The organism is Qipengyuania gelatinilytica (assembly GCF_019711315.1).
GTDB lineage: Bacteria > Pseudomonadota > Alphaproteobacteria > Sphingomonadales > Sphingomonadaceae > Qipengyuania > Qipengyuania gelatinilytica.
The window spans coordinates 1,134,888-1,146,158 of record NZ_CP081294.1 but is presented as its reverse complement, the minus strand read 5'-3'; the positions used below and the strand labels follow the sequence as shown (position 1 = coordinate 1,146,158).

General features: G+C 62.8%; 13 protein-coding genes and 1 tRNA gene. 7 read left to right on the top strand and 7 right to left on the bottom strand.

Translation table 11 applies throughout. The features are described from left to right. Nucleotides 1-115 precede the first annotated feature (115 nt). Nucleotides 116-207 (bottom strand) — tRNA-Ser (locus K3136_RS05700). Between the two features lie 229 nt (nucleotides 208-436). Here K3136_RS05700 and K3136_RS05695 point away from each other — a divergent pair. From K3136_RS05695 to K3136_RS05680, 4 genes are all read left to right on the top strand, one after another. Beyond that, entirely contained in the window at nucleotides 437-1,222 is a 786-nt protein-coding gene (locus K3136_RS05695; RefSeq protein WP_221431908.1) for a DUF1134 domain-containing protein, read from the top strand. A gap of 88 nt (nucleotides 1,223-1,310) precedes the next feature. After that, a complete protein-coding gene (locus K3136_RS05690) occupies nucleotides 1,311-2,492 on the top strand; it encodes an amino acid aminotransferase (RefSeq protein WP_221431907.1) in 1,182 nt (393 codons plus the stop codon). Nucleotides 2,493-2,498: 6 nt separating this feature from the next. After that, nucleotides 2,499-3,044, top strand: a complete 546-nt coding sequence (locus tag K3136_RS05685) for a GNAT family N-acetyltransferase (protein ID WP_221431906.1) — start codon at nucleotides 2,499-2,501, stop codon at nucleotides 3,042-3,044. Nucleotides 3,045-3,236: 192 nt separating this feature from the next. After that, the gene (locus K3136_RS05680; protein WP_221431905.1) at nucleotides 3,237-4,931 is read left to right on the top strand and encodes a sialate O-acetylesterase; all 1,695 of its coding nucleotides are present in this window, start codon (nucleotides 3,237-3,239) and stop codon (nucleotides 4,929-4,931) included. 61 nt (nucleotides 4,932-4,992) lie between these two features. On the opposite strand, the gene K3136_RS05675 is transcribed toward K3136_RS05680, so the two are convergent. Genes K3136_RS05675 through K3136_RS05650 form a run of 6 tightly spaced genes read right to left on the bottom strand, consistent with a single transcriptional unit; the run spans nucleotide 4,993 to nucleotide 8,881 of the window. Next, on the bottom strand, nucleotides 4,993-5,619 hold the full coding sequence (locus K3136_RS05675; protein ID WP_221431904.1) for a riboflavin synthase: 627 nt from the start codon (nucleotides 5,617-5,619) through the stop codon (nucleotides 4,993-4,995). Nucleotides 5,620-5,634: 15 nt separating this feature from the next. Continuing rightward, on the bottom strand, nucleotides 5,635-6,582 hold the full coding sequence (gene ribD, locus K3136_RS05670; protein ID WP_221431903.1) for a bifunctional diaminohydroxyphosphoribosylaminopyrimidine deaminase/5-amino-6-(5-phosphoribosylamino)uracil reductase RibD: 948 nt from the start codon (nucleotides 6,580-6,582) through the stop codon (nucleotides 5,635-5,637). 10 nt (nucleotides 6,583-6,592) lie between these two features. Next, nucleotides 6,593-7,063 carry a hypothetical protein gene (locus K3136_RS05665; protein WP_221431902.1) on the bottom strand — a complete coding sequence of 157 codons (471 nt, stop codon included), beginning with the start codon at nucleotides 7,061-7,063 and terminating at the stop codon, nucleotides 6,593-6,595. 32 nt (nucleotides 7,064-7,095) lie between these two features. Next, complete coding sequence (locus K3136_RS05660) at nucleotides 7,096-7,818, bottom strand: M48 family metallopeptidase (RefSeq protein ID WP_221431901.1); 723 nt, start codon at nucleotides 7,816-7,818, stop codon at nucleotides 7,096-7,098. Then, nucleotides 7,815-8,273, bottom strand: a complete 459-nt coding sequence (locus K3136_RS05655) for a YcgN family cysteine cluster protein (protein WP_221431900.1) — start codon at nucleotides 8,271-8,273, stop codon at nucleotides 7,815-7,817. The genes K3136_RS05660 and K3136_RS05655 overlap by 4 nt, the downstream gene beginning before the upstream one ends. Then, complete coding sequence (locus K3136_RS05650) at nucleotides 8,261-8,881, bottom strand: SCO family protein (RefSeq protein ID WP_247711445.1); 621 nt, start codon at nucleotides 8,879-8,881, stop codon at nucleotides 8,261-8,263. Before K3136_RS05650 ends, K3136_RS05655 begins: the two co-directional genes overlap by 13 nt. A 102-nt stretch (nucleotides 8,882-8,983) precedes the next feature. Between K3136_RS05650 and K3136_RS05645 the strand changes: the two genes are divergently transcribed. From K3136_RS05645 to K3136_RS05635, 3 genes are all read left to right on the top strand, one after another. Further along, nucleotides 8,984-9,565 carry an ankyrin repeat domain-containing protein gene (locus tag K3136_RS05645; protein ID WP_221431899.1) on the top strand — a complete coding sequence of 194 codons (582 nt, stop codon included), beginning with the start codon at nucleotides 8,984-8,986 and terminating at the stop codon, nucleotides 9,563-9,565. Next, nucleotides 9,565-10,236 (top strand): COQ9 family protein, encoded by a 672-nt coding sequence (locus K3136_RS05640; protein WP_221431898.1) that lies wholly within the window; start codon nucleotides 9,565-9,567, stop codon nucleotides 10,234-10,236. Before K3136_RS05645 ends, K3136_RS05640 begins: the two co-directional genes overlap by 1 nt. An 86-nt stretch (nucleotides 10,237-10,322) precedes the next feature. Next, complete coding sequence (locus K3136_RS05635; RefSeq protein ID WP_221431897.1) at nucleotides 10,323-11,249, top strand: sialate O-acetylesterase; 927 nt, start codon at nucleotides 10,323-10,325, stop codon at nucleotides 11,247-11,249. Nucleotides 11,250-11,271: the final 22 nt, after the last annotated feature.

The window sequence follows — 11,271 nt, the reverse complement described above, 5'->3', positions numbered from 1 at the left end:
CAGAGCTTACGCCGTCCGGCCTCACAGCGAGGCCGGGCGGCGTTTTCGTTGTGCGCGGGCACGCGCGAACGCGGACCGGGAAGGTCCGACACCGTCCATCGATGCAAGAAGGAGGTGGCGGAGACGGAGGGATTCGAACCCTCGATACCCGTTACCAGGTATGGCTCCTTAGCAGGGAGCTGGTTTCAGCCACTCACCCACGTCTCCGCGCGCGTGCCTATCGGCTGCGAGGGGCGCGCTATAGCCAGCACTTCACGGCCCTACAAGGGAAGAATTGCCCGTGACGCGAACGAGCCGCTGCAAGGCGGGACCGGACTCGGCTCGGCGTAAATTGGATTCGGTTCATCGCCGTTTCATTGCGAGGCTGCTCGAATGGGATTCTGCTCATTGCGCAGCTGTTTGCGCGGATTGCGCAAGGCTCCACGAAGGGATCGATATGAATACCGCCAGGACATTTGCCGCCGCCTTATTGGCCGCCTTCTCGCTTGCAGCAGCGCCGCTCGCTGCGCAGGTCGAATCGGTCGATCCGGACGCGGCCTACGACGCGCCTATCGACGGCGATCTCGAATCGGCGGAAGGCGAATTGCCGGCGGTCACGCCGGACGATGCCACAACCGCTGAACCGGGCTTTACCTATGAAGCACCTGCGGAAGAAGCTGCAGCGCCCCAATGGTCCGAACAGGACGCCGAGGCGGCTGCTTCCGATGCCGTTTCCGGACCGCAGGTCGAAAACCCCGACACCACCTACCGCGAAGACGACCTGATCGGTGCGGCCGAGGGTGTGTTCGGAAAGGGTGCGGAAGGCGTCGCCAAGATGATCCGCAAGCTGCTTGCCGACCAGGGTGAGCCCAACGGCTATATCGTCGGCCGCGAGGCGGGCGGTGCCTTCGTCGTCGGCGCGCGTTATGGGTCGGGCACGCTCTATCACAAGGTCGAGGGCGAGCGTCCGGTCTACTGGACCGGACCATCGATCGGGTTCGACGCGGGCGCCAATGCCGGCAGCACCTTCGTGCTCGTCTACAACCTCTATGACACTGAAGAACTCTACTCGCGCTTCCCGGCAGCAGAGGGCCAGGCCTATGCGGTCGGCGGCCTCAATGCGAGCTATGTACGCAAGGGCGATATCGTCCTGATCCCGATCCGCGTGGGCGCCGGCCTTCGGCTGGGCGTCAACGCAGGTTACATGAAGTTCTCCAAGAAGCAGAAGTGGCTGCCCTTCTGAGAAGGCATACGAAAACAAGCCGTATTTGAGGGGCCGCAATCTCGTTTGAGGTTGCGGCCCCAGCCATATCTGCGCAAAGAGCGCAGCCATGCTCGACAAACTTTCTGCGCAAGCACCCGACGCCCTTCTCGCCCTGATCAAGATGCATGCGGCCGACCCGCGTGAGGACAAGATCGACCTTGGCGTTGGCGTTTATCGCACAAACGAAGGCGGCACCCCGGTTTTCCGCGCGATCAAGCAGGCCGAGCAGCGGCTTCTCGATACGCAGGATTCCAAGAGCTATCTCGGCCCGGAAGGCGACAGCGGCTTCGTGAAGGCGCTGATGCCGTATATCTTCGGCAAGGACAGCACCCTCGGCGATCGCGTCGAAGGGATGCAGACCCCCGGCGGCACCGGAGCGGTGCGTCTTGCGGTCTCGCTCGCGGCGAAGGCCGGTGTGAAGCGCATCCACCTCGGCATGCCCAGCTGGCCCAACCACGCGCAGATCCTCGAGGATGTCGGCGTTGAAACGGTCGCTTTCGATCATGCCAAAGCCGATGGCACTGCCGATATCGATGCCGTCCTCGGCGCGATCCGTGGCGCCGGCGATGCCGACGCGGTGCTGCTGCATGGCTGCTGCCACAACCCGACCGGCATCGACTACACGGCAGAGGAATGGACCGCGATTGCCGAGGCGTTTGCGGAAACCGGCGTGCTGCCGATCCTCGACATTGCTTACCAGGGCCTGGGGCAGGGCATGGAAGAGGATGTCGAGGGCGTCCGCACCGTGCTCGCCAAGGTGCCAGAGGCGCTGGTCGCCTATAGCTGCGACAAGAATTTCGGCCTCTACCGTGACCGAGTGGGCGCCTTCTACATGATCGCCCGCGAGGCCGATCAGGTTTCCGCCATCGCTTCCAACGCCAATGCGCTGGCCCGCGCGAACTGGTCGATGCCGCCCGATCACGGCGGTGCTTCCGTACGCATCCTGCTCGAGGACGAGGGCATGACCCGCGTCTGGCTGGAAGAGCTCGACGAGATGCGCACCCGCATGCGCCGCGTGCGCGCGCGGCTTGCTGCTGCCGACAACGAAGCGCCGGGCCTCGGGCTTGCCGCGCTGGCCGACCAGAACGGCCTGTTCGCCATGCTCCCGCTCAGCAAGGACCAGATCGCTTCGCTGCGCGAGGACCATGCCATCTACATGGCCGGTTCGGGCCGCATCAACGTGGCGGGGCTTCATGGCGGCAATACCGAAAAGTTTATCGCCGCGCTGAGCGATGTGACCAAGGGCTGAGACGGCATGGCGCTCGACCGGCAACCGACGCTGGAAACCGAGCGGCTTGTCCTGCGCCCCTTGAGCGAAGAGGATCGCGAGGCGCTATACGAGGTCGCCTCCGATCCCGCCGTCTGGGAACAGCACCCGATCCACGACCGCTGGCGCCGCGAGGTGTTCGATGCCTTCTTCGACGAAGGACTGGCGGCTGGCGGCGCGCTTGCAGTCGTCCGCAAGAGCGACGAGCGTATCGTGGGCTCTACCCGTTACGGCCCGGTCGAGGAGGACGAAGGCGGTTTCGTCGAGATCGGCTGGACCTTCCTCATGCCCACCTGCTGGGGCAAGGGCCTCAATCCCGAGATGAAGCGCGCCATGCTCGCCCACGCATTCAAGGAAGTCGGCACGGTCGAGTTCCGCGTCGGCGACACCAACTACCGCTCGCGCAATGCGCTGGAAGCCATCGGCGCGGTGCGGACCGAGCGGTACGAGCTGGAGCGCTACCAAGGCAAGCGCGTGGTCCACCTCGTCTATGAGATCACCCGCGAGGCCTTTGAGGCCGGACCGCTTTCCTGAAGCAGGGCGAATGCTGGACTGCCGCTGTACCGGACTACAGGCTGGAACTCTTGGAACACGGGCTGGGCGCAGGTCTCTCTTTTCTTTGCAATTGTATCGAATTCAGACGCATCCGAAATTGCATTTCTCTTTTCGTTCTGTACCAGTCAGGCGACCGCACTGAATTACAGGAAGACTTAGGGGCAAGTTGGCATGACGCTGTTCGTTGCAGGCCAGAGTAACGTTGGCTCTTTATATCGGTCTCCCCTTTTTCAGTTCCTGAGCCAGAACGTCTCCGAGTTCGACGAGGTATGGCAGGGAGGGACCAGTCTTGCTCCTGACCCATTGGCGCGGGACTGGTATCCAATCGAAGACGGGGATCCGAGCACAGGCGAATTGTTCGAATTGCTGATGACGGCAATCGATCAATCGGCCGACGGTATGACCGGCCTTATCTGGGTGCACGGAGAAAGAGATCGGACTGACCCCGATTCTGCGGCGGCTTACGAAGCAAATCTGACCGCTTTTATCGAGCGGATCATCGATATCGCAGGGCCGATTCCCATTGTCATCGTCACCTTGTCTACCCACGCACCGGTGTTGGAGATACAGTCGGACACTGCCGATGACTGGATGACGGTGATCGCCGCTCAAAGAAGTGTCGCAGATGCCTTCGACAATGTGTTCCTGGTCGATCCCGACCTTGTGGCAGCGCAGAACGGTATCAGCCCTGAGGACATGTTTCGCGACATCCTTCACTACGACTTCGATTTCGCCAGCCTCCTGGTTGAAGCCAGCATGCCCTATTTCAGCGATGTCGCCTTCGACGACCTAACCGGCCAGTACTCGGGCGGATCGGACAGCGAGTATATTTATACCGACAGGGCAGATGATCTGATTGCTGCAGGTGACGGGGACGATCATGTCCACTCATTTGCCGGCAACGATGTTGTTTATGGGGGGCTCGGCTTGGATGTGCTCTCGGGCGGTGAGGGCGACGACCATCTTCGCGGGGAAGCTGGAAATGATAGTCTGCTTGGCGGCGAAGGGTCCGATTTTCTGGACGGCGGCGAAGGCGATGATGTGCTCGATGGTGGAGCGGACAACGACTCTATCGATGGTGGCACAGGCTTCGACCTTGTGTCCTACGCCGCTTCCGGAACCGGAGTGCAGGTCTCGTTGGAAATTCAGGGAAGCGCACAGGATACGCTCGGCGCAGGTTTCGATACGTTGATTTCGATCGAAGGAATCCGCGGTTCGACATTCGCCGACACTCTGATCGGTAGCACGGTCGTTGATCAGATTTTCGGCGATGCCGGGAACGATCAAATCCGAGGCGGGAGTGGGAGCGATATCCTTGAGGGAGGTGACGGCAAAGACTGGCTTTTCGGAGGCAACGGATGGGACATTCTGCGCGGCGGCGAGATGTCTGATGGCTTGCTAGGTGAGAATGGAAATGACCGCCTGTTCGGTGATGCTGGAGATGATCGTCTCAATGGCGGCAAGGGCAATGACTATTTGAACGGCGGCGCAGGCGATGATGTTCTGATAGGAAATTGGGGCGTGGACCAGCTGATTGGTGGGAGCGGGTCGGACATTTTTGTTTTCGACAACGTCGGGCACACAGGCCGGTATTTCTCCAACGCGGATGTCATCGCCGATTTCAGCCAGGCTGAGAACGATCAGATCGATCTTTCAGGAATTGATGCCATTGCCGGCACGGCCAGCAATGACGCCTTCACTTTCATCGGCTCCGAACACTTCTCGGGAACGGCGGGCGAATTGCGTTTCTTCCGCAATGGGGGCGACACCTACCTTGCCGCGGATATCGACGGCGACGGCGGAGCGGACATGTTCATAAAGATCAATGGCGATCTGACCATGTCTGCCGCAGATCTGATTCTTTGAGAATCTCCTCTGTAGAAACAAGCCCTGCCTGGCGCTTTGGTTAGCTACCGGGACAGTCCCGCTAGCCGGCCTGCGCGGTCAGGCTCTGCATCCGCTTGAGATAGCGCGCCAGCACATCGATCTCGAGATTGACGCGATCACCTTCCTTGAGCGCGCCGAGCGTCGTGACTTCGCCAGTGTGCGGAATGATGTTGAGCGCGAAGTCGCATGTGCCATCGCTGCGGTCGCGCACGTCGTTCACCGTCAGCGATACGCCGTCCACCGTGATCGAGCCTTTCTCCGCGACATAGGCAGCGAAGGCGCGACTGATACGGATGGCGAAGTGGAGCGAGCCGCCTTCCTCGCGGCGCGAGACGACTTCGCCGACGGTGTCGACATGGCCGGTGACCATGTGCCCGCCGAGCTCGTCGCCAAGGCGCAGGGCGGGTTCGAGATTGAGCTTGCGTCCTGCTTCCCACATTCCCGGGACGGTGCGCGATATGGTTTCGCCCGACACGTCGAAGCCGATGCGCGCATCGCCCTTTTCGCCCTCCAGCGTGACGACGGTGAGGCAGATGCCCGAGCAGGCGATCGATGCGCCGATATCGATCGCACCGGGATCGAACGGGCAGGCGACCACCACTCGTGTGTCGCCGCGCGTCTCCACGCTTTCGATGTGACCGATTGCGGTAACGATGCCGGTGAACATGTGTTCGAAAAACCCTTATTGCCTGGTGCGGCGATAGGCGGTGAAGAAGTCGCTGCCAAGCTGGCGGTTTTCGGCCAGTGCCCAGCGCCCATGCGCATCGCCGAGGCTGGTCAGCCCGATGTCGCCCAGGGCGGGCTTTCCCTTCCCGATCAGGATCGGCGCGCGATAGATTTCGAGACGGTCGACGAGATCGGCGGCAAGGAAACTCGCCGCAGCGCCTGCACCGCCTTCGACATAAAGATATTGAACGCCTTCGAAGCTGGCGACCTGTGCGGGGTCGTTGATGACCTTCACCCCGTCGGGCGGGACGCCGCGGGTGAGCAGGACGCGGTCGGGGCTGCGCTGTTCGAGCCCTTCGAGGCGAACGTCGAGACGGGGCTTGTCGTGCCGCCAAGTCGCACCGCCCACGACGATCGCATCGCTCATCGCGCGGCGCGAATGGACATGGGCGCGCGCTTCTTCGCCCGTGATCCACTGGCTGCTGCCGTCCTCCATCGCGATACGCCCGTCGAGCGAAAGAGCCAGTTTGAGCGTGATATGCGGGCGACCGCAACGGGCGCGGGTAAGGTATCCCTCGAGGCTGTCCTCGGCGTCCTGCGATGCAAGCACATCGACCGCGATCCCTGTGGACTTCAATCGTTCGGCGCCGCTGCCCGCCGTGCGCGGGTCGGGGTCCTCCAGCCCGATGACAACCCGCGCCACGCCTGCTTCGACCAGCAGGTCGCTGCAGGCAGGGCCGCGATCGGAACGGTGTGCGCAAGGTTCTAGCGTCACATAGGCCGTCGCGCCGCAGGCGGTGTCGCCAGCCTGCTCCAAGGCAACGGCCTCGGCATGCGGGCGACCGCCTTCGAGGGTCCAGCCGCGCCCGACGACCACTTCGTCTTTTACGAGGATGCAGCCAACCGCAGGATTGGGCCGCGATACCGGCCGCCCTCGCGACGCCAGTCGCGCGGCAGCGCTCATCCAGTGATCGTCATTCCGTGCCGGGGGCAACTGTGCTGTCCGCCTGGGTTTGGTCCTCGCCGAAGAGGCTTTCCAGCCGTTCGCGCTCGGCACGTTCTTCGGCGATGCGCTCGGCCTCGGCCTCGGCTTCCATCGAGTCCACGTCGAAGCCGGTTGCAGCGCCCAGCGACTTGTAGAATTCGCGGCGACGCTCGTCGATCGCCTCCTGCTGGGCGCGCAGTTCGTCCTGAACGCGCTGGTTCTCAATGTTGGACTGGCGGATTTCCTCGTCGGTCCGGCCATCGGCGAAGGTAGTGATATATGTCACTTTCGGCACTTCGGGCGGGTAGTAATAATTCTCCTGCGTCAGCCAGAAGAAGATCGTGCCCGTGCACAGGAAAGACGCGGCAAGGATCGGCCAACGATAGGGGTTGGGTCGTTTGAATTCATTCCAGAAGTCGGCAATTCCGCCGACCGGGTTGATCCTGTTCCTGAAGCGCATGATGGTTAGATAATAGCCTTTGCGGCTTTCCGCTAGCTGAAGCTGGTGTAGAGGGTGCGGCCATGCTGCGAAAGCCAGCGGTTCGCATCCTCAATCTCGCCTTCGAAAATGTCATCCAGCAGTGCATGGAAGGCGGGCGAGTGGTCGAAATGGACGAGGTGGGTCACTTCGTGCGCCACGACCGAGCGGCGCACGTGGTCGGGGGCCTGCACCAGCCGCCAGTTGAGGCGCAGCATGCCCTCGCTCGAACAGCTGCCCCAGCGGCGCTTTGCACGGGTGAGCCTCACCGGCGCGGCCGGCAATCCGGCGCGCTCGCAATAGAAAGCGGCATCGCCGGTGAAGAGGTCGAGGGCTTCAGCCTCAAGCCATCTTTGGAGGCGGCGCGCGAGCGTTTCCTGCGGACCGCCGATCTTCAGCTCGTCGCCCTGCGCCACAGGTTTGCGCGGGGCGCTTTCGCTCCAGTCCAGTGCAAGCGTGCGGCCGCGGTAGTCGATCCTGCCCGTCTCGACCGGGTCGCGGGCCTCGGGCACCTTGGCGAGCTGGGAGGCGAGCCAGTCGACGCGGGCATGGGCGAAGGCGATCGCTTCCTTCGATGCGCACCAGCGGGGCAGGGTGACCTTGACTGCGCTGCCGTCGGGCGCGAGGCGCAGGGTGAGCCGTTTGGCCGTCGGATGCCGGCGCAACTCGATCGGGATCTTGCGCCCGCCCAGCTCGATTTCCGGCTTGATATGCTGGTCGCGCAGCCACTCGATCATGCCGCGTCGTCCTCTCCATCGTCCCATTCGACGATGTGGTGCTCAAGCGGCCCCGCCTCGTCCTCGCTGATCACGCGGCCTGCCACAGAGACACCCGCCGCGATCACCGCCTCGCGATCACCCGAAACCAGGTAGTGCCAGCGCGGCAGCGGGCGATCTTCGGCGCGGCGGCGATAGGCGCAGGTGTCGGGCAGCCAGGGTACACGGTCGACCAGCTTCAATGTCAGGCGCAGGCAGTCGGGCACCTTGGCCTTGCGGTTGGGGTAGTCGCTGCACTTCGCGGTCTGGCAGTCGAGCAGGGTGCAGGCGACGTTGGTCTCCTCGATCTCGCCCGTGTCCTCATATTCGACCTTGTGCAGGCAGCAGCGCCCGCAGCCATCGCACAAGGCTTCCCATTCGGACTGGTTGAGATCGGCCAGCGGCCGTTCCCAGAATCGCTCCCTCAGCGCACCCATTTCGCCAGCTCGTCCCGAACGGCGTCGGGCCCTTGATCGGTGGGAAGGGGGGCGAGCGGCTGTCCGTCGGGACCGAACAATAGCGTGAGGCCGGAATGATCGACGAGGTATCCACCGTCGCCGCGGTCTTCGGGGACCGAGAAGAAGACGCCGAACTTGCCCGCGATTTCCTCCAGCGTTTCCGGGTCCCCCGTCATGCCGATCAGGCGCGGGTGGAAGGCATCGGTGAACTCGCCGAGCACTTCGGTCGTATCGCGGTCGGGATCGACGCTGACGAAGAGCGGCTGGACCTTTGCGCCCAGTTCGGGAAAATCTTCCTCGAACCGCTTGAGGCCGGCCATCGCGCGCTGGTTGTCGGTCGGGCAGATGTCCGGGCAAAAGGCATAGCCGAAGTAGATCGTGCGGTACTGCCCGTCGAAATCGGAGAAGCTCACCGGCTCCCCGTCTTCGCCTGTCAGGGTAAAATCGCCCCCGATGCTGGCGCCTTCCAGCGGCGGCGGGCCATCGGGCTGGATCAACTGCGGACCGGCCGGTTCCTGCGAGCACGAGGCGAGGAAAAGGGCGGTAAGGAGGAGAGTTTGAACGCGGGGCATGACAGGATGGTTCATGGTCTGCTAACCGCGCCTATTCAAGGGCTCAAGGCCCGATTACGGCGGAAAAGACAAGCGGAGTGAATAGTGGTGCGCGCACTGGGGATTAAGCAGGGTTTCATGATCGTCGCAGGACTGCTGGCCATGCTGGCAAGCCCGGTGGCCGCCCAGCAACAATCCGATGGATACAAGTTCCTCAAGGCCGTGCGCGACCGTGACGGCGACATCGCGACCCAGCTGCTCGACGAGCCCGGCAACACGATCGTCAACGCTCGTGACATCACCACCGGGGAGACGGCGCTCCACGCAGTCGTCCAGCGCCGCGACCTTACCTGGGTCCGTTTCCTGCTGCAGCGCGGTGCCAATCCCAATATCGCCGACAAGAATGGCACGACCCCGCTCCAGATCGCCGCGCAGCTCGGCTTCATCGAAGGCGTCGAACAGCTGATCAAGCGCGGGGCCGAGGTCGACGTATCCGATTCCACCGGTGAAACCCCTCTGATAAGCGCAGTGCACCGCCGCGACCTCAAGCTGGTCGAAATGCTGATCGCCAATGGCGGCAATCCGGACCGCACTGACAATTCGGGTCGCTCGGCACGCGATTACGCAATGCTGCTTGGCGCACGCGCCGGTGTCATCGAGGCCATCGAGAAGGGCGAGAAGTCCGGCAACAAGACCGCCGAAACATACGGACCGCAATAATGACCAATGAAACGCCCGATATCGCCGACCTGACGCTCGACGAGCTGCGCCTCGCGCTGGCCCCTGCCATTGCCGATGCCGCGATCTTCGATGGCTGGGGCGACGAGGCGCTGGTCATGGCGGCCGAACAGATGGGCGCCGACGTCGATGTCGCGCGCCTCGCCTTCAAGGGCGGCGCGATCGAGATGGTCTTCGCCTGGATCGAGGCTGTCGATGTGGCGATGGCCGCGGCCTTCCCCGAAGACGTGATCGCCTCGATGAAAATCCGCGAGCGTATCCGCAGCCTCGTGCAGTTCCGCCTCGATGCGGTTGCCGGACAGGAAGAGGCGCTGCGCCGTGCGCTCTCCATCATGGCCATGCCGCAGAATGCCGCGAAATCGGCCAGGCGCGGCTGGCAGACCGCCGACCTGATGTGGCGGCTCGCCGGCGACACGGCGACCGATTACAACCACTATACCAAGCGGGCGATCCTCGCCTCGATCTACGGTGCGACGCTTGCCGTGTTCGTCGACGATACCAGCGAGGGCAAGGCCGAGACCCGAGCCTTCCTCGACCGGCGTATCGAGGGCGTGATGAAGTTCGAGAAGGTGAAGGCCAAATGGCTCAATCCCGAAGGCGAGAGCTTCAGCGTGACGCGCTTCCTCGGCCGCCTGCGCTATCCGGCACGTTAGTATACGTATACCGCTTGCGGCAGCGCCAGCACTCTGATCAAATCCGCTCCACATCGGCCGAAAGAGCAGGTGTGAGGGGATGAGGCATGAGATATATCACAGCCGCCGCAATGGCGCTTTTGCTTGCCGGCTGCGCGTATTCACCCGAGCCTGAGGCGGGTACCGGCTCCGTCTACAAGGTCTATTTTCTCAACGGCCAATCCAACATGGAAGGCTTCGGATACTCCGAAGACCTGCCCGATGGTGCGGCCGCACAGGCCGCTGGCGTCCTGATCTTTCACGGGCGGACATTGCAAGATGGCAGCGCAGGAGGCGGCGAGGGTCTCTGGACACCCATGCAGCCGGGTCACGGCTTCGGTTTCGAAACGGATGGCAAAACCAATTCTTATTCCGACCGGTTCGGGCCCGAACTCACGTTTGCCGGCAGCATGTCTGCAGCCCGTGACGGCGAGCGGGTCGCGATAATCAAGTTTACGCGCGGAGGTACTGCGCTTGTCGACGGGGTATCCGGCTATGGTTCGTGGGACCCGGAATATGCCGACGCGACGAGGCGCAATCAACTCGACTACGCGCTTTCATCCATCGAGAGCGCGCTCGCCGCGCGTGACATCGATGGTGACGGTATCGAAGACACTCTCGTACCATCCGGGATCGTCTGGATGCAGGGCGAGGCAGATGCTTTCGACAGCGAGGAGGCTTCCAGCAACTACGCGCAGAACCTTAGGCGGATCATGAGATTGTTCCGCGGAGCGCTGGGGGATGCGGACTTGCCGGTGGTAATCGGCCGCATCAAGGATTCGGGCGATAGCGAAGATTCACGCGTCATGCGCTTTTCGCCTCGCGTGCAGCAGCAGCAGGCCGAATTCGTCGCCCAAGATGAATGTGCCGCGCTGGTCGACGCCACGCGGCACTTCGGCTTCCTCGAGGATGGATGGCACTATCGCAGCGAAGATTACGTCGTGCTTGGCCGCGCCTTTGCCGATGCGATGACGAAGCTCGAAACCGACTGCTGACCGCTATTGATAACCAGTTGCA